Source organism: Bordetella ansorpii (assembly GCF_900078705.1).
Taxonomy (GTDB): Bacteria; Pseudomonadota; Gammaproteobacteria; order Burkholderiales; family Burkholderiaceae_B; genus Bordetella; species Bordetella ansorpii_A.
The window spans coordinates 20,475-44,024 of record NZ_FKIF01000010.1; the positions used below are offsets into that span (position 1 = coordinate 20,475).

Genomic DNA, 23,550 nt, shown 5'->3' on the forward strand with positions numbered 1-23,550 from the left:
CTGTCACCAGGCATTATCCGCCAATTGTCCGCGCGCGGCGTGCGCAGCGGCGGCGCCCGTCAATAGCCGCGCGCGCGGCCGACCACGCCGGTGATGGGCTCGCCGCGCATCAGCGCGCGGACCTTGTGGGTGATCTGCTCGACCGTCTCGCGGCGCAGGCTGGCCGCCGCGATGTGCGGCGTGATCGAGATGCGGCGGTCGGCCCAGAACGGGTGGCCAGCCGGCAGCGGCTCTTCGCGGAACACGTCCAGCGTGGCGCCGGACAGGTGGCCGCTGTCCAGCAGCGAGGTCAGGTCTTCTTCGACCAGGTGGGAACCGCGCGCCAGGTTGATCAGGTGCGCGCCGGGCAGCAGTTGCGACAGGGTGTCGCGGCACAGGATGTTCTCTGTATCCGGCGTCAGCGGCAGCAGGTTGATCAGCACGCGCGTGCGGGCCAGGAAGGCCGGCAGCGCCTCGACGCCGCCGAAGGCCTGCACGCCCTCGGGCGCCTGGCCGCTGCGCGACCAGCCCGCGACGTCGTAGCCCAGCGCCTGCAGGGTGCGTGCGACATGGCTGCCCAGCGCGCCCATGCCCAGGATGCCGACGGGCCACTGCTCGCGGCGCAGTTCGGGCAGCGCCTGCCACACGCCGGCGCGTTGCTGCGCGGCGTAGGCATCGAACTGACGGCAGGCGCCGGTCAGGAAGTGCACCACGTATTCTGACATCTGCACTGCCATGCCGGCGTCCTCCAGGCGCACCACGGGCAGATCGGGCGGCAGCGTGGACAGTTTCAACAGGCCGTCGACGCCCGCGCCCAGGTTGAACACGGCGCGCAGCTTGCGCTCGCGTTCGAACAGCACGGCGGGCGGGCGCCAGACCACGGCAAGGTCGGCATCCTGCACGGGCGAGTGCTCGTCCCAGTACACGACGTCGGCCTCGGGCAGCGCCTTGGACAGGAGTTCGGGCCAGACATCGCGATCCGGCAGCGTTTGGGAGCAGCAGATGATTTTCACGTGGGGTCTTTGGGGGAAGAGGTCTCGAAAGGGGGTCGGGCCATGCGCGCGGCGCGCACGGGGCGCTTGACCAGCAGGATGCCCGCCGCGGCGATCATGGCCATGCCGGTCATGGCCAGTATATCGGGCGGGCGATGGAAGATCGTCGCGCTCAGCAGCACCGCCATCAACAACTGCAGGTAATTCAACGGACCCAGCGTCGCCGCGTCCACGTGGCGGAAGGCCGTCAGGAACAGCACCTGCGCGCTGCCGTTGATGGCGCTCAGGCCGATGATGAGCAGCCAGTCGCTCGCATCGGGCCAGGTGGGCGGCGGAAACAGGATCGCTGGCGGGAGGGTGGCCGCCAGGCAGGTCAGTGCGGCGCAGAGATACTGCACCCGCGGGTCGATCGCGCCCGCCAGCCGGCGTGTCAGCAGCTGGAACACGGCGTAGCACACGGCCGAGATCACCATCAGCGCCGTGCCCAGGGGCGGCAGCGCATTGCCTGGCCGCACGATCAGCAGCATGCCGCACAGGCCGATGGCCACGGAAAGCCATTGCGCGGCGCGCACGCGTTCGCCCAGCATCCACGGCGACAGGATCACCATGATCAGCGGCGCCGTGAAATAGATGGCCGTGGCCTCGGACAGCGGCATCCAGATCAGCGCGGTCATGAAGCAGGTGCCGACCGTGGCCAGCGCCAGGCCCCGGGCCAGCAGGATGGGCTTGTGCGGGAGGGTGGACCACGCGGGCAGCCTGCGTTGCCGCATCAGCAGCGCCAGGCCCAGCGCCGTCACCGTGGCGTAGCGCATCACGTTCAGGAACGGCGCGGGATAGGTCTCCAGCAGGTGCTTGGCGCCGGCGTCGAACAGGGCGTTGGCCAGCAGCGCCAGCAGAAAGCAGGCGATGCCGGTGCGCCTGGCGGCGTCGGCGGACGAAGGGAGGGGCGGGGCGCTCACGGCATCCTCGGACTCGGAAAGGCGTGCGCGCAAGCGGTCTTGCACGCCACGCGGCTCAGGGCGCGATGCCCGCCAGCTGGGTCATCGCGCCCAGCAGCACATTGGCGCCGGCTTCGAGGTGCTTCGGATCGGCATCCTCGATCTCGTTGTGGCTGATGCCGTCCTTGCAAGGCACGAAGATCATCGCGGTGGGAACGATCCCGGCGATGTGCACGGCGTCGTGGCCCGCGCCGGTCACGATGTCCATGGCCGAGTAGCCGCGCGCGCGCGCCTGGCCGCGCACGGCCTCGACCAGCGCCGGCGCGAAGGGCGTGGGCGGGAAGTAGGCGGTCTGGCGCACCTGGACCCGCATCTCGTGCCCGGTGCGTTCGCCGGATGCCACGGCGCGTACGATCTCGTGGAAGCGGGCGTTCATCCCGGCCAGCCTCGCGGCGTCCTCGTGGCGGATGTCCACCGTGAAGGTGACGGCGCCGGGAATGACGTTGGGCGAGCCGGGATGGACCTGCACCGACCCGACCGTGCCGCGGCCGTGCGGCGCATGGTCCAGCGCGATCCGCACGACTTCCTGCATGATGAAAGTGGCGGCGTACAGGGCGTCCCGGCGCAGCGGCATGGGCGTGGGGCCGGCGTGGGCTTCCATGCCCGTCACGACCACCTCGTACCAGTACATGCCCAGGGAACCGGTCACGGCGCCGATGACCGTATCCTCGGCTTCCAGAATGGGACCCTGTTCGATGTGGGCTTCGAGATAGTGGCCGAAGCTGCGCTGGCCCACGGGGCGGTCTCCGGCATAGCCGATACGCCGCAGTTCGTCGCCCACGCGCTTGCCCTCGCTGTCGGCGGTGGCCAGCGCCTGCTCCAGCGGCAACTTGCCGCAGTACACCGCCGATCCCATCATGAAGGGCACGAAGCGGCTGCCTTCCTCATTGGTCCAGATGGCCAGCTCCAGCGCGGAGTCGGTCTGGATGCCACGTTCCCGCAGGGTGCGCATCACCTCCAGGCCGGCCATCACGCCGAAGCAGCCATCGAAGCGGCCGCCGGTGGGCTGGGTGTCGATGTGGCTGCCCGTGCAGACGGCCGGCCGCGAGGGATCGCGGCCCTCGCGGCGGCCAAAGACATTGCCGATCTGGTCCACGCTGACTTCCAGCCCGGCCTCGCGCATCCAGCCGGCGACCAGGTCGCGGCCCTGGCGGTCCAGGTCGGTCAACGCCAGCCGGCAATTGCCGCCTTTTTCCGTGGCGCCGACCCGGGCCAGGTCCATCAGGGACTGCCATAGCCGCTGGCCGTTGATCGAGAGCGGGGCTTGCATGTCGGTGTCGGTATTCATGGTGATGCTCGTCTCGGAAAAGATGTTGTCGTGCGCGGGCGTCAGGCGGCCGCCATGCCTCGCAGAAAGGCGTCCAGCGCCTGGCCGATGCTGTCGACCTGATAGCCGCCCTCCTGCACGACGACCGTGGGCAGGCCCAGTGCGCGGACTCGGGCGCCTATGTCGCGGTAGGTCTCGATGTCGAAGCGCAGGACGCTGATGGGATCGTCCTTGTAGGTGTCGAAACCCAGGGCCAGCACCAGCGCGCGCGGCTGGTACTGCGTCACGGACGCCAGGGCGCGTTCGAGGAAGGCGCCATAGGCCCGGCCGTCGGTGCCGTGCGGCAAGGGCAGGTTCAGATTGCAGCCCGCGCCCGCGTCCGCGCCGCGTTCATCGGCGTAGCCGCAATAGAACGGGTAGTAGCCGATGGGGTCCGCGTGCGTGGAAACGGTGTAGACGTCGTCGCGGCAATAGAAGATGTTCTGCGTGCCGTCGCCATGATGCGCGTCCACGTCCAGCACGGCCACGCGGCCCAGCGCGTGCGCCAGCCGTTGCGCGGCGGCGGCCGAGCTGTTCAGGTAGCAGAAGCCGCCCGCACGGTCGTGGTGCGCGTGGTGGCCGGAAGGACGGCACAGGGCGTAGGCCAGATCACCTGTCTGCAGCACATGGTCGGCCGCGGCCACTGCGCTGTGGGTGGAGCGCAGCGCGGCGCGCCAGGTGTGCGGACCGATGGGGCAGGAGAGATCGCCCAGGTAGTAGCCGGCCTGCGCGATGATCGAGGGCGAGGGGCAGGGCGGCCGGCGCGCGTGCGGGGCCGGGCTGCCGCCATAGGGCGACAGGTTGGGCAGGACTTCGATGCCGGGTTCGGGCCCCTGGCCGCGCAGCGCCTGCCAGCGTTCGTACGCGTGCTCCAGGAAGTCCAGGTAGGCCGCGCTGTGCACGCCGTCCAGCGCAGCGCGGCCATAGTCGAGGGGCGCGGCCAGTGCAATGCCTCGGCTGGACAGCATGGCGCGCAGGGTTTCGGCACGCGCGGGCACGTCGGTCGGCTTGCTGATGCGGCCGGCGCGCATGAACTGCTGCGGCGTGTGCAGCAGTTGCTCTTCTGAGAAAAAAGCCTTCATATCGTGGTTCAGGCCTCGGTCGTCTTCAGTTCGATCTCGACGAACACGAATTCGCTGTCGTTGGGGTTGACGACGTTGTGCTCGATGCCCACCGGACGGCTGTAGGCCACGCCGGTGGTCAGTGCGCTGCGGACCTCGCCCTGCGGCGTTTCCAGCAACAGTTCGCCCGTGGTCTGCGGCACTACCACGTAATACATGCCGTGGCGGTGCCAGCCGGTTTCGGCGCCGGGCGGAAAGCGCCATTCGGTGACGCGGACCTGTTCGTTGTCGATCTGCACGGTGGGGACGGCGGCGGGGCGTTTCATGGTTCTCCGCGAAAAGGGACTCAGGCGATGCGCGCCTGCGTGGGGGCCCAGTGCTGGCCGGGAATGGCGGCGATCAGTTGCTGGGTGTAAGGATGCTGCGGGCGGTCGAATATCTGCGCGGGGCTGCCGTGCTCGACGACCTTGCCACGATGCATGACGAGCACCTCGTCGCAGATCTGCGCCGCCACCCGCAGGTCGTGCGTGATGAAGATCAACGCGATGCGCAGCTTCTGCTGCAGCTCGCGCAGCAGCGCCAGCACCTGGGCCTGCACGGAGACGTCCAGCGCGGAGACCGACTCGTCGGCCACCAGCACCTGGGGCTCCAGCGCCAGCGCGCGCGCGATGCCGATGCGCTGGCGCTGGCCGCCCGAGAACTGGTTGGGATAGCGGTCGAAGGCGGAGGGGTCCAGGCCCACGAGTTCCAGCAGTTCGCGCGTGCGCCTGTCGGCCTGCGGCCGGGGCACGCCATTGGCCACCGGGCCGTCGCTGATGATGCGGCCCACCGAGTGGCGTGGATTGAGCGACGCGAAAGGATCCTGGAAGATCATCTGGATCTCTTTGCGCAGCGGCCGGAACTGGGCTTCGGGCAGGTTGGCGATGTCGCGGCCATCGAAGATCAGTTCGCCGCCATCGATGCCGACCAGTTTCAGCAGGCATTTGCCGATGGTGGATTTGCCGGAACCAGATTCGCCGACGATGCCCAGCGTCTGGCCTCGGCGGGCCTCGAAGCTGACGCCGTCCACGGCATGCACTTCGCGCTTCCTGCTGAGCAGGCCGCCGCCCAGGGAATAGGTCTTGCGCAGGCCCCGTACCTGGAGCACCGGCTTGTCGCGCAAGGCCTCGGGGCGCGCGTGCGCGCGCTGATGCGGCACGGCGGCGATCAGGCGCTGGGTATAGGGATGCGAGGGATGGTTGAGCACCTGGTCGGCGCTGCCCTGCTCGACCAGCACGCCTTTCTCCATCACCGCCACGCGATGCGCGATCTCCGCCACCACGCCGAAATCGTGCGTGACGAACATCACCCCCATGCCTTTCTCTTTCTGGATGCGGGCGATCAGCGCCAGGATCTGCGCCTGGGTGGTCACGTCCAGCGCGGTGGTGGGTTCGTCGGCGATCAACAGCGCGGGCTCCAGGGCCAACGCCATGGCGATCATGACCCGCTGGCGCTGGCCGCCCGACAGCCTGAACGGATAGGCGTGCGCCAAGGCGGTGGGATCGGGCAGGCCGACGAAATCCAGCAGTTCCAGCACGCGTCGCTGCCGTGCCGTCTCGCGGTTCCGGGGGCGCGTCTGCCCGGGGGACGGCACGGCGGCGTGCGGTCCATCCACGCCATGCACGCGCATCACCTCGGCGATCTGCTCGCCCACCGGCATCAGCGGGTTCAGGGCCGACAGGGGTTCCTGGAAAATCATGGCGATGTCCTTGCCGCGCATGCCCAGCAGGCGCTCTTCGGACAGGGTCAGCAGATCCTCCCCACGGAACAGGATCTGCCCGGACTGCGGCGTCAGGTAGCCGGGCAGCAGGCCCATGATGGCGTTGGCGCTCATGGATTTGCCCGAGCCCGATTCGCCCACGATGCAGAGAATCTCGCCGGCGTTGATGTCGTAGGAGACGTCGCGCACCGCCCAGGGGCGGTCGCCGCCTTCCGGCAGGGCGATGCTCAGGCCGCGGATGGACAACAGAGCGGAGGAAGCCTGGTTCAACGGAGGACTCCTTATTCGCCGCGCTTGCGCAGCTGCGGGTTCAGGGCGTCGTTCAGTCCTTCGCCCATCAGATTGATGGCAAGCACGGTCAGCAGGATGGACACGCCGGGCCACACGCTCATCCACCAGGCCTCGCGAATCATGGTGCGCGCCGCGCCGATCATGAATCCCCAGCTCATCATGTTGGGATCGCCCAGGCCCAGGAAGGAAAGCGACGACTCGGTCAGGATGGCCGTGGCCACCATGAACGACGCCGAGACGATGATGGGCGCCATGGCGTTGGGCAGGATCTGCGACCAGACGATGCGTGCCGGCGTCTGGCCGATGACGATGGCCGCCTGCACGAATTCGCGTTGCTTCAGCGTCATGAACTCGGAACGCACCAGGCGTGCGGCCGGCGGCCAGGACACCACCGCGATCGCACCCATGATCGAATACACCGACGGTCCCAGCACGGCCACCAGCACCACGGCCATGGCCAACTGCGGAATGGTCTGGAAGAACTCGGTGAAGCGCATCAACGCATCGTCGATGCGGCCGCCGCAGTAGCCGGCGACCGTGCCCACGAAGATGCCGAACAGCAGCGCGACGCCCGTGGACAGCAGGCCGACCAGCAGCGAGACCCGCGCACCCCAGACCAGGCCGGCGGTGATGTCGCGGCCCAGCATGTCCGTGCCGAACGGGTAGGCGGCATCCGTGAACGGCGGGATCAGCGGCGCGGCCACCATGGTCCACGGCGATTCTTCGTACAGCAGCGGCGCGGCCAGCGCCATCACGATCACGGCCAGCAGGATCGCCAGGCCGATGACGGCGCCCGCATTGCGGGCATAGCGTTTGGCTAGCAGTTTCATGCCGCGCCTCCGTGTCCGCCGGCGGCGATGCGCGGGTCCACCCAGCGATACACCATGTCTGTCATCAGGTTGAAGACGACGACCATGATCGACGTCGCCAGGAAGATGCCCAGCAGCAACTGGTAGTCGCGTTGCAGCAGCGCGTCGAACATCAGGCGGCCGATGCCGGGCCAGGCGAACACCGTCTCCGTCAGCACGGCGCCGCCGGCCATCTGTCCGAGCTGGATGCCCGCGAAGGTGATGACGGGCAGCAAGGCATTGCGCAGGACGTGCGAACGGATCACGCGGCCCGCCGGCACGCCCTTGGCGCGCGCCGTCTTGACGAAATCCATGCCGATCACTTCGAGCATCGAGGCGCGGGTCAGCCGCACGTACACCGCCATGAAGAAGCAGCCCAGCGTGACGGTCGGCAGCACCAGATGCTGTGCGATGTCCCAGGCGCGCTCCCAGCCCTGCAGATTGGCGCCCACGGTCTCCATGCCGAATGCCGGCAGCCACCCCAGCAGCACCGAGAACAGCAGGATGCCCATCAGCGACAGCCAGAACAGCGGGGTGGCGTACAGCAGCAGCGCGCCGGCCATGATGCTGCTGTCCAGCCAGCGCCGCTTGTTGGCGTAGCGGACGCGGGCCGCCAGCACGCCCAGCAGCACGCCCAGCACCAGCGAGAACACGAAGGCACAGGTCATCAGCAGGAAGGTCGCGGGCAGGCGCTCCAGGATCAGATCGAGCACCGGCAACTGGCTGCGGTACGAGTACCCCAGGTCCAGCGTGGCCACGCCCTTCAGGTAGATGCCCAACTGCACCAGCAGGGGTTGGTCCAGGCCGAACTGCTGGCGCAGTTGCTGCACGAAGGCGGGGTCGCCCGCGCCGGCCTGGCCGGCCAGCACCTCGGCGGGATCGCCGGGGGCCAGCCTGATCAGGAAGAAGTTGATGACCACCACGCCCAGGACCACCAGGATGGCCTTGCCCAGGCGCGAGGCAAAAAAGGACAGGAAACGCACGGCTTATTTCTCGATGTAGACGTCGTCGAACGACTCGTTCAGGCCAATGGCCGTCTTGACGAGGTTTTTCACCTTGCCGCGGTACAGCGTCGGGAACTCGAGATCGAGCAGGTAGCCATTGGCCACTTCGTCGACCAGCACCTTCTGCAGCTCGCTGTACATCTGCTGGCGCTTGGCGGGATCGGTCTCGGCCGCGGCCGCTGTCCACAGCTTGTCCGTCGCGGGGTTGCTGTAGCCTTGCACGTTGGCGAAGGGCGATCCCTTGACGATGTTCGACGAGATGTACAGGCGCTGAACGCCCAGCGCGGGATCGCCGTACTGGTACGTGAAGTTGGTGGTGATGTCGAAGTCCCAGTTGCCGGTCCGCGATGCCCAGCCGCCGGCGTCCGTGGACTCGGTGTTCACCTTGAAGCCCAATTGCGTCAGCGCCTGCTTGGTGTACTCGCCCAGCCGGTCCCAGGTCGAGCCGTACGGGAAGCTCAACTGGCGGATGGTGTAGTCCTCTGGCTTGATGCCGGATTCCTTGATCAGTGCGCGCGCCTGCTTCATGTCGAACGGCGTGGCGGGGATGCTTTTATCGAAGAACATCTCGCTGGCCACGAAGGGGCTGGTCGACGGCCGGCCCAGGCCGAAGAAGATGTTGTCCGCGATCATCTTGCGGTTGATCGCGTGCATCACCGCCTGGCGCACCTTCAGGTTGTCGAAGGGCGGCTTGCGCTGGTTGAAGATCAGATAGGCCTGCGGCGAGAACATCTCCCAGCCCTTTGTGCTGAACTCCGTGCCCGGCACGGCGCGCAGGCGCTTGATGTCGACGTTGTCCACGTCGCCGCCGCGCAGCACGTCCACGCTGCCGCGCTCGTAGGCCACGGCGCGCGATGCCGAGTCCGGAATCACGTTGAACACCAGTTCGTCCAGGTAGGGCTTGCCGGGCTTCCAGTAGTTCGGGTTGCGCTCAAGTTTGATGTACTGGCCGCGCTTCCATTCCTTGAACATGAAGGGGCCCGTGCCGACGGGCTTCTGGTTGGCCGGGTTGTTGGCATAGTCGGTGCCGGCATAGATGTGCTTGGGCATCATCGGCGCGAAGCCCGGCTCGAACATCAGCATGAAGGCCGGGAAGGGCGATTTCAGGGTGATCTTGACGGTGAGGTCGCCAGTCTTCTCGACCTTGTCGATGAAGTTGCCCAGGATGACCTTGGCGCGGGCGTGCGTCTTGGGCAGCATTTCCGTCAGCGAGAACACCACGTCGTCCGCGGTGAACGGCTGCCCGTCGTGCCACTTCACGCCGTCCTGCAGGTGGAAGGTGTAGCTCAGCCCGTCGGGGGAGGCCTCCCACGACTTGGCCAGGCCGGGCTGCGGTTTCAGATCGAAGTTGTAGGTCAGCAGGCTCTCGTAGATCTTGCCGGCGACGAACTGCGTGGGGCCTTGCTGGTTCAGCGCCGGCACCAGGATGGGCGGCTCGGGCTGCACGATCATGTTGAGGGTGCCGCCGCGGGTTTGCGCCTGCACGGCGTTCAGGGGCAGGAGGGCCGACAGGACCAGTGCGCCGGCCGACAGTTTCAGGATTTGCTTGAACTTCATGATCAATCTCCGGCTGGGGGACAACGAGGGTGGATGGGCAGATCTGCCCGCGGTTCAGTGCGTGGCGGGCTCGACGCCGCACCAATCGACCATGAGTTGCGCCATGGCGGCCGCCACGCGCTTCATGCTGGCAAGGGAAACGGCTTCGTCGATGCCGTGTATGTTGCGGGCTTCAGGGCCATAGCAGGTCACGGGCACCCCTGCGTGGCGGAAGTGCTTGGCGTCGGTGGTCGCCGTGCAGGCCAGCGTGCGCGGGCGTGCGCCCGTGACTTTCTCGTGCGCGCGCGCCAGGGCCTGCATGGCCGGCGCCTCCAGGTCGAAGACGCAGGCTTCGCCGTACTGGCCCTGGTAGTCGATCTCGACTGCCAGGTTCGGATTGGCGCGTTCGGCCGCGGCGCGGATGCGCGCGGACACGATGGCGCGCGCCTCGTCCGGCTCCATGCCGGGATAGAAGCTGATGCGGATGCCCAGCGTGCAGGTGCAGGGCACGGAGGAGTGCCACTCGCCGCCCTCGATGCGCCCCAGGTTGAAATTGATCGGATGCTCCTGGTCGGCAAAGGCCGGATGCTTGAACGCGGGCGCGTTCCATTCGGCCTCGAGCTCCTTCAGGTCGGCCATGATGGCGATGCCGGCCTCGATGGGGTTCACGCCGCTGCCCATGTAGGCCACGTGCGCGGGAATGCCCGTCAGGTGCACGGTCAGCCAGCACACGCCGACCTGCGCGCACAGCAGCGCTTCGCCGAAGGGTTCGGGAATGACGACGGCGTCGAAGTCGGCCAGCTTCGCCTGGCCCACGGCGTTCTGCAACGCGTACACGGTGGCCAGCGCGCCGTTGCCGGTGTTTTCCTCGTCCAGCACCGCGTTGAAGCCGACGGTGCCTGCGGGCTGGACGCCCAATTGCAGCAGGGCCTTGTAGGCCACCAGCGCGCACACCAGGCCCGCCTTCATGTCGCCGCTGCCCCGGCCATGCAGCCAGCCGTCGACGAGGGCGGGCTCGTAGGGCGGCCGGGACCACATCCGCGCGGGCCCGGTGGGCACCACGTCGAGGTGCCCATTGAACAGCAGCGAGCGGCCCTGGCCCGAGTGGGGCAGGTGGCGCGCCAGCAGATTGGCCCGGCCGTTGTCCGGCGAACAGGGGCAGGCGAAGTACGGCAGCTTTTCCAGCGCCGCGCTGTCCAGCAGGATGCGCTCGGGCGCCAGGCCCAGGGCGCGCAGGGCCTCCTCGAAGAAGGCCGCGGCCGGCTCTTCGGACCCGGACGGGCTTTCCGCCCGCACGAAGCCGGCCAGCGTCTGGAGCATATAGGGCTCCAGCGCATCGACCGCATCAGTGATGCGTTGCGTATCAGGCTGCAAGATTTCCCCTTGCAAAGTGTCTTGGACGGGTTCCCGTCGCGTTATGCGCCCGGCCTGTGGCCGGGCGGTCACTGAAGTGTCACCGCATCGGCGGCGTTCGTAAAATTCGCTTTTTCAATTCGAAGTATTAGCAGCATTTATGCTTGACCGGTGTGCATATAGGCGAGCAACATGCACGAAACCGTGCAGCCGGCATGGGATTCCCGCGCGCGAACCATGAAATCCGAGATGGGCAACGACCAGCCCGACACCTACCTGAACGACCGCCTGGACTGGAACCTGCTGAGAACGTTCCTGGCCATCGCGCGCGAGCGCAGTGTCAGCCGCGCCGCCATGCATCTGCATCTGACGCAGCCCGCGGTCAGCCAGGCCCTGCGCCGGCTCGAAGACCGGCTGGGCATGCGCCTGGTCGACCGCCATGGTCCGCGCATCGAGGTCACGCAGGCCGGCATCGAGGTGCAGAAGATCGCCGAGGAAATCTACGGCACGGTTTCCCGCCTGGCCCTGGCCGACGTGGATCGCGATACCGACATCTCGGGCACGATCCGCATCGGAGCGGCCAGCGGCATCGACTACCCGGCCTATGACGAATTCCTGTCCGAATTCCATCGCACTTATCCGCGCATCGAATTCGAGGTGCAGGTCATGCGCAGCGCCGACGTCGTGAACGGCCTGCAGCAGAAGGCCATCACGCTGGGGCTGACGCCTCGCCGCACGCTGCCGGCCAGCATCGACGCGCGCATCTTCCTGCGTCAGCGCTATGCATTGTTCTGTGGGCAGCACCATCCGCTGTTCGGCCGCGATGACCTGCGCATCGCGGACATCACCAGCTATCCGCTGGTGTCCTTCAACAGCGACAGGGTGGGCGGTCATCTGTCGCCCCTGGCGATCTTTCGCGACGAGATGGGATTCACGGGCAGGGTGATCGGCTCGTCATCGAGCATGACGGAGATCAAGCGCCTGATCTATGCAGGCTTCGGCATCGGTTGCCTGCCCGAGCACACCGTGTATGACGACGTGCGCAGCGGACGCTTTCAGCGGTTGCCGCCCGACCAGGGCGTGGCCGACGTGGATGTGCATCTGCTGTGGTCTCGCAACCGCAAGCTGAGCGTGGCCGAGAGCGAATTCATGGCTGCGCTGCACGGCTTCATCGAGAAGCAGGACTTGCTGACGGGACTGGTGGTGCGGCGCGGCAGCGCGTGAGCGGCATCGCGGGCCGCCGCGCCGTGCGGCCGCGCCATTCGGTTCATCCGAGATAGCTGTCGTCGATCAGGCGTAGCGCCGCGAGCCATGCGGTATTGCGGATCTCTTCCGACTCGTCGCGCGCGAACTGCCCGGCGACACGGGTGCGCACCTCCTCGGGAGGAAAGATCAGTGCGGCGCCGCCGGCCATGGCTTGCACCTGCGCCTGGCAGGCCCGTTCAAGGAAGTAGATCTCGTGAAAGGCCTCGGCCGCCGTGGCGCCACCGGCCAGCAGGCCATGATTGCGAAGGATCATGGCCTTGTGCGGCCCCAGGTCTTGCACCAGGCGGTCGCGTTCGGCCAGGTCCAGCGCGATGCCTTCGTAGTCGTGGTAACCCAGCTTGCCGTGGAACTTGAGCGCATGCTGGCTGATGGGCAGCAGGCCGTCGCGCTGCGCCGATACCGCGATGCCGGCCGCCGTATGCGTATGCACCACATAGTGCAGGTCGTGGCGCGCCAGATGGATGGCCGAGTGTATCGTGAAGCCCGCCGCATTGACGCGAAAGCGCTGCGGTTCGGCCTGGGCGCGCGGGTCGATGACGTTGCCCAGATGATCGATCTTGACCAGGTCGGACGCGCGCATCTCGTGAAAAAGGATGCCGTAGCGGTTGATCAGGAACGTGGGCTCGTCTGCCGGCAGGCGCGCCGAGATGTGCGTGTCGATCATGTCCGTCATGCGGAAATGGGCGACCAGCCGGTACAGCGCGGCGAGATCGGTGCGGACGGCCCATTCCTCGGGCGTGCAGTCCATGTCGGCGGGTGGGGAACTCATGGCCTCTCCGTATGCGGATGCGATCGAAGGCGGCTAGTGTTCGGCCGTTGCGGCCTGGCGGTCAATGTCTTTGTGCTAATACTGTCTATTACCGCCGCGAATACTCGATGATGGTGCGCCGTGCGGATCCGGCGCACCATCATGAGCACCGTATCAGTGCGCGCCCGCCGCGGCCTCCGCCGCGCCGGCATCCTTGCCGCCCTTGTTCAGCCTGGGCCTGGCGAACCACACCAGCACCGTCAGGAACAGGAAGATGATGGCCGAGGCATGGAACACGTCGGTGGCCGACAGCGTGGCCGCCTGCGTGTTGATCAGCCGGTCGATCATCACCAGCGCCTGTTCACGGGTCGCGCCCAGCGTCTGCTGGAAAGTGTTCATGAAGTGGTCGAAGGCCTGTTCACCGGGCTTGGCGACTTCGGTCAGCTGCGCGTGGTGCATCGTGGTGCGGTTTTCCCACAGCGTGGTGGCGATCGAGGTGCCGAACGCGCCCAGGGTCAGGCGCAGGAAGTTCGACAGCCCCGAGGCGGCCGGAATGCGCCACGGCTCCAGGCCCGACAGCGTGATGGACGTCAGCGGCACGAAGAACGCCGCCATGGCCGCGCCCTGGATGATGGTGGGAATCATCAGCCCGCGCACGTCCACGTCGGTGTTGAAGCCGGAACGCATGAAGAACACCGTGGCGAAGATGATGAACGACACGGTCACGATCTGGCGCGGGTCTCGCGTGGCCAGCAGCTTGCCGACGATGGGCGTCAGCACGATGGCCAGGATGCCCACCGGCGCCGTGACCAGGCCGGCATACGTGGCCGTGTAGCCCATATTGCTCTGCAGCCACAGCGGCAGCAGCACCACGTTGCCGAAGAACACGCCATAGGCCACCGCCAGCGTGATCGATCCCACCGTGAAGTTGCGCACCTTGAACAGTCGCAGGTCCACGATGGGGTGCTTGTCGGTCAGCTCCCAGATCAGGAAGAACACGAACGCCACGACGGTGATCAGCGCCAGGATCTGGATGGTGCCGCTGGCGAACCAGTCCAGCTCCTTGCCCTTGTCCAGCATGATCTGCATGGCGCCGACCCACACCACCAGCAGCGCCAGGCCGACCTTGTCGATGGGCAGCTTGTGCGTGACGGATTCACGGTCCTTGTAGATGGACCAGCTGATCCATGCGGCCAACAGGCCCACCGGCACGTTGATGTAGAAGATCCAGGGCCAGGTGTAGTTGTCCGAGATCCAGCCGCCCAGCAGCGGCCCGGCCACCGGCGCCACCAGTGTGGTCATGCCCCAGATGGCCAGGGCCATGCCGGCCTTTTCCTTGGGAAAGCTGGCCAGCATCAGCGTCTGCGACAGCGGGATCATCGGGCCCGCCACCGCGCCTTGCAGCACGCGGAACAGGATCAGGGCCTCCAGCGACGGCGCGAAGCCGCACAGCCACGAGGCCAGCACGAACAGCAGCGTGGAGGCCAGGAACAGGCGCACCTGGCCGAAGCGCTGCGTCAGCCATCCCGTCAGCGGCACCGTGATGGCGTTGGCCACCGCGAACGAGGTGATCACCCACGTGCCCTGGCTGGAACTGACGCCCAGGTCGCCCGAGATGGTGGGAATGGACACGTTGGCGATGGACGTATCCAGCACGTTCATGAACACCGCGGTGGACAGCGCCACCGACCCGAGGATGCGCGTGGCGCCTTCCAGCGGCGGGAACGTGCGCGGGGCGGGCGGGCCTCCGGCGGGCTTGGGCGCCGCCGCGGGGGCGGTCGCCTGGGTATCGTCGCTCATGGCAGGACCCGGATTACTGGAGGTTGGCCTGGATGATCCTGGCGATCTGCTTGTCGGCGTCGTCGTGCGTGGGCTCGAAGGCGCGCGTGGACAAGGCGGGTTCGGCGCGCGCGGCGGCGGTCAGGGCCTGGCCGTGCTCTTGGTCGGCGATGTCGACCTCCACGTTCATCGACAGGCCCACGCGCAACGGGTTCTGCTTCAGTTCGGCGGGATCGAGCGCGATGCGCACGGGCACGCGCTGCACCACCTTGATCCAGTTGCCGGTGGCGTTCTGCGCGGGCAGCAGGGCGAAGGCGCTGCCGGTGCCGGCGTCCATGCCCACGATCTTGCCGTGGTACGTGACGGAATCCCCGTACAGGTCGGCCGTCAGCGTGGCGGGCTGGCCGATGCGCATCTTGCGCAGTTGGCCTTCCTTGAAGTTGGCTTCGATCCACAACTGGTCCAGCGGCACCACGTTCATCAGCACCGAGCCGGGGGCGACGCGCTGGCCCACCTGCACGCTGCGGCGCGCGACCATGCCGTCGACCGGCGCGGGCAGCACCGTGCGCGACTTGTCCAGCCAGGCGCGGCGCACCGCGGCGGCGGCGTGCAGCACGTCGGGGTGGTGGGCCACGTCGGTGCCGTGCGTCAGCGCCTGGTTGGTGGTCAATTCGGCCTGCGCGGCGGCCAACGCGGCGCGGGCTTGCGCCAGGCCCGACTGGGCCGACTTCAGGGTGGTCTGTGCGTGCAGGATTTCCTCGCCGCTGACGCCGCCCGAGCGGGCCAGTTCCTGGCGGCGCTTCAGGTCGCTCTGCGCGCGGCTCAGTTCGGCCTGGGCGCGCTCGATATCGGCCTGGCGCACTTCGACGTTGGCGGCCAGCGAATCGTTCTGCACGTAGCGCGTGCGGGTCTGGCGCACGGTCTGCGCCAGTTGCGCCTCGGCCTGCTGCAGCGCGACGTCGGCGTCGGACGAATCGATGCGCACGACCGGCTGGCCGGCCTTCACGGTGTCGGTGTCGTCGGCCTCGATGGCGACCACGGTGCCGGCCACCTGCGGGGTGATCTGCACGAGGTTGCCGTGCACGTAGGCGTCGTCGGTGCTTTCGTAGTGGGAGCCGAACATCGCCCACCAGATGGCATAGGCGATGGCCAGCAGGATGAACACGCCGGCGGCGATCAGCAGCAGGCGCTTGCGCTTGGGATTGGGGGTTGCGGTAGTCATGACGTAGGAGTCGTGTCGTTCGGTATCAATGGGTGGCGTCGGCCTGGGCCTGCTGGGCCTGGGCCGTTTCTGTCTGGTCGGGACGGTAGCCGCCGCCCAGCGCGTAGGCCAGGTCGGCGTCGAGCTGGTAGGCGCGCGCCTGCAGGTCGGTGTCCAGGCGGGCTTGCGTCAGCACGGACGTCTGGGCGGTGAGCACGGACAGGTAGTTGCCCATGCCGGCCTTGTAGCGCCGCACCGCGATGTCGTAGGCCGATTCGATGGCTTCGCGGGCCTGCCGCTGTTCCTGCTTCTCGCGGTCGATCAGGCGCAGCGCGTCGAGAGCGTCGGCGGTCTGCCGCACGGCGTCCAGCACGGTCTGGTTGTAGTCGGACACGGCGACGTCGGCGTCGGCGCGGCGGCCCGCCAGGTTGGCGTTCAGTTCGCCGCCATGGAAGATCGGCAGCGTGACGGCCGGGCCGATGCCGAAGGTGCGAGAACCCGCGTCCAGCAGTTGGTTGGTGCCCAAGGCCTGGAAACCCGCGAAAGCGACCAGATTGACGTTGGGATAGAACTGCGCTTTCGCCGCGTCGATCTGGCTGCGAGCGGCCTCGGCGCGCCAGCGCGCGGCGACCACGTCGGGCCGATGGCCCAGCAGTTCCAGCGGCACCGAGGCCGGCACCACGCCCGAGGGCGCCGTCAGCTTCACGGGCTGCACCGATTGCCCGCGCGACGGACCGGCCGCGGCCAGCGCGGCGATCTGGTTGCGCAACTGGGCAATGGTGGTCTCTTCCTGCGTCAGTTCCACCTTGGCCGCCGCCAGCGAGGATTCTGCCTGCTTGACCTCGACCTGGGTGTCCAGGCCCGCGCCGACGCGGCCTCGGGTCAGGTCCAGCACGTCGGCCCGCTGCTCGACGGTGCGTTCCAGCACCTGGCGCTGCGCAAAGCCGTTCTGCAGGTTCAGATAGCTGCGCACCACGGACCGCGCCAGCACGTTGCGCGCGGCCTGGGCGTCGGCCGACGCGGCGTCGCGCTGCGACACGGCCGACTTCAGCAGGGCGCGGTTCTTGCCCCAGAAATCCAGTTCCCAGGTGAAGTCCAGCGCCAGGCGGTTGTCGCTGGTCACCGAACCGCCCAGCGGGGCAGGGTAAATGTAGTTCTTTGGCAGGTGCTCGCGCGTCAGCGCGTAGTTGCCGTCCACGCGCGGCAGCAGCGGAGCTCTTGAACGGGCCACGGCGGCGTTGGCCTGCGCCAGGCGCGCCTGGGCGGCGGCCAGCGAGGGATTGCCGGCCAGGGCTTCATCGACCAGTCGATCGAGCTGCGGGTCGCCGTAGCGCCGCCACCATTGGGCGTCGGGCCAGGCTACGTCCTGCCGGGCCAGGCCCAGCCGGGCGCCGTCGATCTCGGTGGCCGGCGGCGCGGCCGGATCCATCAGTGCGCACCCGCTGAGCGCAAGCACCAGGGTAGTGAGTAGTAGGCGTTTCATTCTGACGAAAAGCTGAAAATATTTGACTGATCTGTAATTGCCTAGGCAATTATATGCCTGAAAAAATCGGGTAAACCCTGTCAACCGCGCTGCCGGCAGGGTTACCCGCGCGTTGTCAGAGACCGTCCGAGCCGTTGGCCAGCATGCGGCGCAGCAGGTGGCGCAGCTGGCTGACCTCTTCGGGCGAGAAACCGCGCAGGTGGTGGTTGAGCACCTTGGCGATGTATTGGGGGATCTGCCGGCCTTTTTCCTTGCCGCTTTCGGTAAGTTCGATGCGGATGACGCGCCGGTCTTCGAGGCTGCGGTTGCGGCGCACCAGGCCCTTGGCCTCCAGGCGGTCGAGCGTGCGGGTCATGGCGCCGGTGTCCACGCCATTGAGGCGGGCCAGTTCGGCGGGGGTGTCGGCGCGGCCCCTGCACAGCAGGGAGATGGGCCGCCACTGCATGGCGGTCAGTTCCAGCGGCGCCATCTCCTGGTCGAGCATGCGATTCATCGAGTGGAACACCAGCTTGATGAGAAAGCCGGTATTGTCGTCGCTGAGGCTCTGGCTGTCGCTGCGGTAGTGCTGGACGCCGTCGGAGGAAGATCGGGATGCGGTCATGATGGCCGCCAATTTATCTGACCAGGCAACTACTGTCAATGCAGAAGATCGTGACAGTATCGTGAAGCCGTCTTCAATGCGCCGGCTTGCGCAGTCCCGACCAGACGATGGCGGCCACGATCAGCACGCCGCCCGCCACCATGCGCACGGTGGGCTGCTGGTCGAACAGCATCCAGGCGAAGGCGATGGCGTAGACAGGTTCCAGCGCGATCACCAGGCCGGCGCTGCGCGCGTTCAGGCGCGTCAGGCTGGAGACGAACAGATAGTGCGACAGGCCGGTGCAGAATACGCCCAGCAGCGCCAGCCACATCCAGTTGATGGCGGCGACCGTAGGCAGTTGGGAGGCCGAGGCGGGCAGCAGGGCCAGCGCCACCACGATGTTCTGGCAGCAGGCCACCTGCATGGCGTCGATGCCGGCGGCCGAGCGGCGGTTCATCAGCGCCAGCAGGGCGAAGGCCAGGCCGGACAGCAGGCCCCAGGCCAGCCCGACGGTGCCCTGGTCGGCCAGGTCGAACGAGGGCGTGACCAGCACCAGGCCGGCGGTGACCAGCCCCAGCACGATCCACTCGGCCATGCGCACCTTCTCGCGGAACACCAGGCCTTCGAGCAGCGTGATGAAGGCCGGGAAACTGGCGAAGCCCAGCGTGGCGATGGCGATGCCGCCCACCTTGACCGAGACGAAGAACGTGACCCAGTGCGCCGCCAGCAGCAGGCCGGCCAGGATCAGCCCGGTCATCTGCGCGGGCGTCAGCGGGCTGAGCAGTTTGCGGCGCTGCAGCCGCGCGAAGAAGATCAGCGCCGCCACGGCGAACATCGCGCGTCCCAGCGTGATGACGCTGGCGCTGGCATGGATCAGTTCCCCGAATACGCCGGTCAGGCCGAACAGCACGGCAGCGAAGTGGATCTGGATCAGGGCGTAGCGGTGGGAGGTCATGGGACGGGGTCTGCCGCAAGGGCGTATTGGTCGAGCCTTGTTCGCGGCGGTTTTCCGCCGGCAGCGTGGCGCGTCCTGCTGAAAAAAGCCCGCGCACGGCGCGCGGGCGGGCGCGGGCAAACTATAAAATGATCGCATGAATCCCTCCGCCGAGTCCGTGCCCACCCGCTTACCCCGCTCACCCTCCGAGCAAAGGCTGGTGGGCTTTCTGTTGGCTTCGCTGGGCGCGATCCTGTTCGCGGCCAAGGCCATCGTCGTCAAGCTCACCTACCGCTACGGCATCGACGCGGTCACGCTGATCGCGTTCCGCATGCTGTTCGCGCTGCCGTTCTTCGCCGCCATCGCCTGGTGGCAGTCGCGCCGCGCCACGCGCGGCGAATTGCCGCTGCTGACCGTGCAAGAGCGCCTGAAGATCTGCCTGCTCGGCCTGCTGGGCTATTACTTCTCCAGCTTCATGGACTTCATCGGGCTGCGCTACGTCTCGGCGGGCCTCGAACGCCTGATCCTGTTCCTGTCGCCATCCATGGTGGTGCTGCTGTCGGCCGCCTGGTTCAAGCGGCCGGTGCTGGCTCGGCAGTGGATCGCGATGGGCCTGTCGTACCTGGGCGTGGTGCTGGTGTTCGCGCACGACCTGGGCCAGAACACCGGCTCCGATGTCGTGACAGGGTCTTTCTTCGTTTTCCTGTCCGCCCTCAGCTATGCTGTTTACCTGATCTGCTCGGGCGAGATCGTCAAGCGCGTCGGCGCCACCCGCTTGGTGGCCTATGCGATGACGGTCTCGTGCGTGGCCTGCCTGGTGCAGTTCGCCGTGGTGCATCCGCTGTCGCTGCTGTTCGCCCAGCCTGCCGGCGTCTATGGTTATTCGCTGATCCACGCCACCTTCAACACGGTGCTGCCGGTGTTCATGCTGATGTGGGGCGTGGCGCTCATCGGCGCGCCCACGGCGGCGCTGCTGGGCATGCTGGGGCCGGTGTCGGTGCTGTTCCTGGCGGCCTGGTTCCTGGATGAGCCGATCACGCTCTGGCAACTGGCCGGCACGGCGCTGGTGCTGGGCGGCGTGTTCGTGCTGTCGGGCCGCGGCAAGCGGGCGGGATAGTTCTTCGTCATTTCTTCCCTTGGCTCCTGCCGCGGGCCATGGGTTTCGTTCATTGCATCCGTAATAAGAAAAGGAGGCCGGCATGGCCAGCAAGCTCGTCAAGGCAGTCCGAATCGAACAGCATGGCGGACCGGAAGTCCTGAAGGTCGCCGAGGTCGAGGTGCCCGCGCCCGCGCCCAATGAAGTCACCATCCGCCAGCATGCCGTCGGCCTGAACTTCATCGACATCTACTACCGCACCGGCCTGTATCCGCATCCGCTGCCGCATGGCCTGGGTTTCGAGGCCGCCGGCGTGGTCGAGGCCGCCGGTGCCGACGTCGCCCACCTGAAGGTCGGCGATCGCGTGGCCTACGGCCAGAGCCCGCTGGGCGCCTATGCCGAAGCCCGCAACGTGCCGGCCGCGCAGGTCGTCAAGCTGCCGCGCGGCGTCGAGTTCGACGACGCCGCCGCGCTGATGCTCAAGGGCCTGACGGTGCAGTACCTGTTCCGCCAGACCTATCGCCTGCAAGGCGGCGAGACCATTCTGTTCCATGCGGCCGCCGGCGGCGTGGGCCTGATCGCCTGCCAATGGGCCAAGGCGCTGGGCGTGAAGCTGATCGGCACCGTCTCCAGCCCCGAGAAGGCCGCGCTGGCGCGCGCCAACGGCGCCTGGGAAACCATCGACTACTCGCGCGAGAACGTCGCCGAGCGCGTGCTGGAACTGACCAAGGGCAAGAAAGTGCCGGTGGTGTACGACGGCGTGGGCAAGGACACCTGGGAAACCTCGCTGGACTGCCTGGAGCCGCGCGGCCTGATGGTCAGCTTCGGCAATGCCTCGGGTCCGGTCACGGGCGTGAACGTGGGCCAACTGAACCAGAAGGGCTGCCTGTACCTGACGCGCCCCTCGCTGGGCCTGCACGTCAATACGCCGGAAAAGCTCAAGGCCGCCGCGGACGAGATGTTCGGCCTGGTGACCAGGAAGAAGATCAAGGTCCGCATCGACCAGCGCTACACGCTGGAGCAGGCTGGCGAAGCGCAGGCCGCGCTGGAAAGCCGCAAGACCACCGGCGCCACGGTGCTGACGCTGGGTTGATCCCGGTGCATCGCCGTCCGGCGGCGGCCGCCGCCGGGCGCGGGGCACAAAACAATCGGGCCGGACTGCAAGGTGCAGTCCGGCCCGGTTTTCTTGCGGGCGGCGACGGCCGCCACTCTGGCCGCCAACACGCGCAGGGGGATCAGCCCACGCGGTTCTGTTGCAGCGCCGCGATGCGGTTCTGGATGGGCGGGTGCGAGGCGAACAGCGCGGCGATCCCACCCTTGGCGGTGATGCCCGACGCCTGGAACGACTTGGGCAGGTCGCCCGGCTCCAGGCCGCCCAGGCGGGCCAGGGCGCGGATCATCGGCTCGCGCGAGCCCATCAGGTGGGCCGAGCCGGCATCGGCGCGGTATTCGCGCTGGCGCGAGAACCAGGCCACGATGACCGAAGCCAGGATGCCGAAGATGATTTCACAGACCAGCACCGTGACGTAGTAGCCGATGCCCACGCCGCGCTCGTTCTTGAACACGGCCTTGTCGATGAAGTAACCCACCACGCGCGCCAGGAACACCACGAACGTGTTGACCACGCCCTGGATCAGCGTGAGCGTGATCATGTCGCCGTTGGCGATGTGCGCGACCTCGTGGCCCAGCACCGCGGCCACTTCCTCTTCGGTCATGCTTTCCAGCAGGCCCGTGGACACGGCGACCAGCGAGTCGTTCTTGAAGGCGCCGGTGGCGAACGCGTTGGGCTCGCCTTCATAGATCGCGACCTCGGGACGGCCGATGCCGGCGCGGTCTGCCAACTGGTGCACGGTTTCCACCAGCCAGGCTTCGCGGTGGCTGGCGGGGGCGCTGGGGTCGATGACCCGCGCGCCGGTGCTCCATTTGGCCATGGGCTTGCTGATCAGCAGCGAGATGATCGCGCCCGTGAAACCGACCACCACCGAGAAGATCAGCAGTGCCTGGACGTTCAGGCCCTGGGCGGTGATGTAGCGGTCCACCCCCAGGATGCGCAGCGTGGCCGACAGCACGACCATGACCGCGAGGTTGGTGATGATGAACAGAAAAATGCGCTTCATGTTTCTTGTATTCCTCTGCGAGCGGAGTGACCAGGTTGGACGGCCCGTCCGGCGCCGGGTTCCCCGCGGAACCCGGGCGGCGGACGGGCCCGCCTTTCGAGGGGGAGTATAGTATCGCTTTCCCTTATTTCAATATTCCCTGGCGGTTGGCCCCATGCAGGCTCTTTGGATGTTGTTGGCGTCCGCGATGTTCGCCGTCATGGGGTCCTTCGTGAAGCTGGGCGTCGATCATGGCGCGACGCTGCCGCAGGTGATCCTCTTTCGCGGCCTGCCGTCGGTGGTGCTGCTGTTGCTGTGGGCCCGTGCCGCCCGCCAGTCCATCATCCCCACCAGCTGGCGCCTGCACCTGTGGCGCAACCTGGCCGGCGTCACGTCGATGTGGATGGGTTTCTATGCCGTCTCGCACCTGCCGCTGGCCACCGCCACCAGCCTGAACTACACCGCGCCGCTGTTCATCGCGTGCTACATGCTGGGCTGGGGCGGCGCGCAACGCGATCCCGTGCGCATCATGGCCGTGGCCATCGGCTTTTTCGGCGTCATCGCGGTGCTGCGGCCCAGCATCGGCGAGGATCAATGGATGGCCGCGGCGGCCGGCCTGGTGGCTGGCGCCATGTCGGCCGTGGCCATGATGCAGATCCGCCAACTGGGCCGCATCGGCGAACCCGAATGGCGCACGGTGCTGTTCTTCTCGGTGGGCGTGTGCGTCAGCAGCATGGTCGGACTGTTCGTCGGCGGCTGGGGCGACGCCGACTGGCGGGGCTATCTGTCGCTGGTGGGCGTGGGAACGGCCGGCATGTTCGGCCAGTTGGCGCTCACGCGCGCCTTCGGCCACGGCTCGGCGCTGCTGACGGCGGCGCTGCAATACACCACCATCATCTTCGCCGCGCTGATCGGCATGGGGTTCTGGGGCGATGCGCTGGACGGGTTTGCATGGGCCGGCATGGGCATGATCATCTGCGCGGGACTGCTGTCGGTGTGGCGCACGATGCGCGAGCCGGCGGCGGCACCCGCCAAGCCCAAGGCCAAGTAGCGTGGCGGGCGCGGCCGGCCCTGCCGCGCGCCCCGGGCCTTGCGGTGCCGAGGGCGGGGCCCACCTGTAACGCAGCCTGCGCGGCTGCGCATCCATCGCACGGTTCGCCCAAGGGCGATTCTCGCCGGGATATGGATACACTGCTGACATGAACCAGCCTGATCGCCAGGCTTCCGGCAGTCCTTCCTC

Annotated in this window: 21 protein-coding genes; 4 read left to right on the forward strand and 17 right to left on the reverse strand. The window is 67.5% G+C overall.

Annotated features, from left to right (window positions below; all coding sequences use genetic code 11):
- Positions 1–59 precede the first annotated feature (59 nt).
- The 10 genes from A6745_RS24600 to A6745_RS24645 are packed head-to-tail and all read right to left on the reverse strand — an operon-like array spanning position 60 to position 11,148.
- On the reverse strand, positions 60–992 hold the full coding sequence (locus A6745_RS24600) for a 2-hydroxyacid dehydrogenase (RefSeq protein ID WP_082853276.1): 933 nt from the start codon (positions 990–992) through the stop codon (positions 60–62).
- On the reverse strand, positions 989–1,930 hold the full coding sequence (locus A6745_RS24605; RefSeq protein ID WP_082853335.1) for a DMT family transporter: 942 nt from the start codon (positions 1,928–1,930) through the stop codon (positions 989–991). Before A6745_RS24605 ends, A6745_RS24600 begins: the two co-directional genes overlap by 4 nt.
- A gap of 55 nt (positions 1,931–1,985) precedes the next feature.
- A complete protein-coding gene (locus A6745_RS24610; RefSeq protein ID WP_066133289.1) occupies positions 1,986–3,257 on the reverse strand; it encodes a Zn-dependent hydrolase in 1,272 nt (423 codons plus the stop codon).
- Positions 3,258–3,298: 41 nt separating this feature from the next.
- The gene (locus tag A6745_RS24615) at positions 3,299–4,357 is read right to left on the reverse strand and encodes a histone deacetylase family protein (protein WP_066133292.1); all 1,059 of its coding nucleotides are present in this window, start codon (positions 4,355–4,357) and stop codon (positions 3,299–3,301) included.
- Positions 4,358–4,365: 8 nt separating this feature from the next.
- Positions 4,366–4,662, reverse strand: coding sequence for a cupin domain-containing protein (locus A6745_RS24620; RefSeq protein WP_066133295.1), 297 nt, complete (start codon positions 4,660–4,662; stop codon positions 4,366–4,368).
- Positions 4,663–4,682: 20 nt separating this feature from the next.
- Complete coding sequence (locus A6745_RS24625; RefSeq protein WP_066133298.1) at positions 4,683–6,365, reverse strand: ABC transporter ATP-binding protein; 1,683 nt, start codon at positions 6,363–6,365, stop codon at positions 4,683–4,685.
- Between the two features lie 11 nt (positions 6,366–6,376).
- Complete coding sequence (locus tag A6745_RS24630) at positions 6,377–7,216, reverse strand: ABC transporter permease (protein ID WP_066133301.1); 840 nt, start codon at positions 7,214–7,216, stop codon at positions 6,377–6,379.
- A complete protein-coding gene (locus A6745_RS24635) occupies positions 7,213–8,217 on the reverse strand; it encodes an ABC transporter permease (RefSeq protein WP_066133304.1) in 1,005 nt (334 codons plus the stop codon). Before A6745_RS24635 ends, A6745_RS24630 begins: the two co-directional genes overlap by 4 nt.
- Before the next feature lie 3 nt (positions 8,218–8,220).
- Positions 8,221–9,795, reverse strand: a complete 1,575-nt coding sequence (locus A6745_RS24640; RefSeq protein ID WP_066133307.1) for an ABC transporter substrate-binding protein — start codon at positions 9,793–9,795, stop codon at positions 8,221–8,223.
- 54 nt (positions 9,796–9,849) lie between these two features.
- The gene (locus A6745_RS24645) at positions 9,850–11,148 is read right to left on the reverse strand and encodes an ArgE/DapE family deacylase (protein ID WP_269148921.1); all 1,299 of its coding nucleotides are present in this window, start codon (positions 11,146–11,148) and stop codon (positions 9,850–9,852) included.
- Positions 11,149–11,376: 228 nt separating this feature from the next.
- Here A6745_RS24645 and A6745_RS24650 point away from each other — a divergent pair, with 228 nt between their 5' ends.
- The gene (locus A6745_RS24650; protein ID WP_156513575.1) at positions 11,377–12,351 is read left to right on the forward strand and encodes a LysR family transcriptional regulator; all 975 of its coding nucleotides are present in this window, start codon (positions 11,377–11,379) and stop codon (positions 12,349–12,351) included.
- 43 nt (positions 12,352–12,394) lie between these two features.
- On the opposite strand, the gene A6745_RS24655 is transcribed toward A6745_RS24650, so the two are convergent.
- The 6 genes from A6745_RS24655 to A6745_RS24680 all read right to left on the reverse strand — a co-directional run bounded on the left by A6745_RS24655 (position 12,395) and on the right by A6745_RS24680 (position 19,139).
- Positions 12,395–13,162: a class II aldolase/adducin family protein gene (locus tag A6745_RS24655; RefSeq protein WP_066133318.1), complete on the reverse strand. Its 768-nt coding sequence runs from the start codon at positions 13,160–13,162 to the stop codon at positions 12,395–12,397.
- Between the two features lie 153 nt (positions 13,163–13,315).
- Positions 13,316–14,941 (reverse strand): DHA2 family efflux MFS transporter permease subunit, encoded by a 1,626-nt coding sequence (locus A6745_RS24660; protein ID WP_066133321.1) that lies wholly within the window; start codon positions 14,939–14,941, stop codon positions 13,316–13,318.
- A gap of 13 nt (positions 14,942–14,954) precedes the next feature.
- Positions 14,955–16,142 carry an HlyD family secretion protein gene (locus tag A6745_RS24665; RefSeq protein WP_066133324.1) on the reverse strand — a complete coding sequence of 396 codons (1,188 nt, stop codon included), beginning with the start codon at positions 16,140–16,142 and terminating at the stop codon, positions 14,955–14,957.
- 25 nt (positions 16,143–16,167) lie between these two features.
- Positions 16,168–17,604: an efflux transporter outer membrane subunit gene (locus tag A6745_RS24670; protein WP_066133327.1), complete on the reverse strand. Its 1,437-nt coding sequence runs from the start codon at positions 17,602–17,604 to the stop codon at positions 16,168–16,170.
- Between the two features lie 115 nt (positions 17,605–17,719).
- On the reverse strand, positions 17,720–18,205 hold the full coding sequence (locus A6745_RS24675; protein WP_066134791.1) for a MarR family winged helix-turn-helix transcriptional regulator: 486 nt from the start codon (positions 18,203–18,205) through the stop codon (positions 17,720–17,722).
- A gap of 73 nt (positions 18,206–18,278) precedes the next feature.
- Positions 18,279–19,139: a DMT family transporter gene (locus A6745_RS24680; RefSeq protein WP_066133331.1), complete on the reverse strand. Its 861-nt coding sequence runs from the start codon at positions 19,137–19,139 to the stop codon at positions 18,279–18,281.
- A 136-nt stretch (positions 19,140–19,275) separates the two neighbouring features.
- On the opposite strand from A6745_RS24680, the gene A6745_RS24685 reads away from it, so the two are divergent.
- Together A6745_RS24685 and A6745_RS24690 are read left to right on the forward strand one after the other, a co-directional pair.
- Complete coding sequence (locus A6745_RS24685) at positions 19,276–20,235, forward strand: DMT family transporter (protein WP_066133334.1); 960 nt, start codon at positions 19,276–19,278, stop codon at positions 20,233–20,235.
- An 82-nt stretch (positions 20,236–20,317) separates the two neighbouring features.
- Complete coding sequence (locus tag A6745_RS24690; protein WP_066133337.1) at positions 20,318–21,307, forward strand: quinone oxidoreductase family protein; 990 nt, start codon at positions 20,318–20,320, stop codon at positions 21,305–21,307.
- A gap of 142 nt (positions 21,308–21,449) precedes the next feature.
- On the opposite strand, the gene htpX is transcribed toward A6745_RS24690, so the two are convergent.
- Positions 21,450–22,331, reverse strand: a complete 882-nt coding sequence (gene htpX / locus A6745_RS24695) for a protease HtpX (RefSeq protein ID WP_066133339.1) — start codon at positions 22,329–22,331, stop codon at positions 21,450–21,452.
- Positions 22,332–22,485: 154 nt separating this feature from the next.
- On the opposite strand from htpX, the gene A6745_RS24700 reads away from it, so the two are divergent.
- A complete protein-coding gene (locus tag A6745_RS24700; RefSeq protein WP_066133344.1) occupies positions 22,486–23,361 on the forward strand; it encodes a DMT family transporter in 876 nt (291 codons plus the stop codon).
- The last annotated feature ends 189 nt before the right edge of the window (positions 23,362–23,550 follow it).

Bases quoted from the DNA above. Each gene is read 5' to 3' on its own strand.
- A6745_RS24610 (WP_066133289.1), bottom strand. From the start codon at position 3,257: ATGAATACCGACACCGACATGCAAGCCCCGCTCTCGATCAACGGCCAG.
- A6745_RS24615 (WP_066133292.1), bottom strand. From the start codon at position 4,357: ATGAAGGCTTTTTTCTCAGAAGAGCAACTGCTGCACACGCCGCAGCAG.
- A6745_RS24620 (WP_066133295.1), bottom strand. From the start codon at position 4,662: ATGAAACGCCCCGCCGCCGTCCCCACCGTGCAGATCGACAACGAACAG.
- A6745_RS24630 (WP_066133301.1), bottom strand. From the start codon at position 7,216: ATGAAACTGCTAGCCAAACGCTATGCCCGCAATGCGGGCGCCGTCATC.
- A6745_RS24640 (WP_066133307.1), bottom strand. From the start codon at position 9,795: ATGAAGTTCAAGCAAATCCTGAAACTGTCGGCCGGCGCACTGGTCCTG.
- A6745_RS24650 (WP_156513575.1), top strand. From the start codon at position 11,377: ATGGGCAACGACCAGCCCGACACCTACCTGAACGACCGCCTGGACTGG.
- A6745_RS24655 (WP_066133318.1), bottom strand. From the start codon at position 13,162: ATGAGTTCCCCACCCGCCGACATGGACTGCACGCCCGAGGAATGGGCC.
- A6745_RS24660 (WP_066133321.1), bottom strand. From the start codon at position 14,941: ATGAGCGACGATACCCAGGCGACCGCCCCCGCGGCGGCGCCCAAGCCC.
- A6745_RS24665 (WP_066133324.1), bottom strand. From the start codon at position 16,142: ATGACTACCGCAACCCCCAATCCCAAGCGCAAGCGCCTGCTGCTGATC.
- A6745_RS24670 (WP_066133327.1), bottom strand. From the start codon at position 17,604: ATGAAACGCCTACTACTCACTACCCTGGTGCTTGCGCTCAGCGGGTGC.
- A6745_RS24675 (WP_066134791.1), bottom strand. From the start codon at position 18,205: ATGACCGCATCCCGATCTTCCTCCGACGGCGTCCAGCACTACCGCAGC.
- A6745_RS24680 (WP_066133331.1), bottom strand. From the start codon at position 19,139: ATGACCTCCCACCGCTACGCCCTGATCCAGATCCACTTCGCTGCCGTG.
- A6745_RS24685 (WP_066133334.1), top strand. From the start codon at position 19,276: ATGAATCCCTCCGCCGAGTCCGTGCCCACCCGCTTACCCCGCTCACCC.
- A6745_RS24690 (WP_066133337.1), top strand. From the start codon at position 20,318: ATGGCCAGCAAGCTCGTCAAGGCAGTCCGAATCGAACAGCATGGCGGA.
- htpX (WP_066133339.1), bottom strand. From the start codon at position 22,331: ATGAAGCGCATTTTTCTGTTCATCATCACCAACCTCGCGGTCATGGTC.
- A6745_RS24700 (WP_066133344.1), top strand. From the start codon at position 22,486: ATGCAGGCTCTTTGGATGTTGTTGGCGTCCGCGATGTTCGCCGTCATG.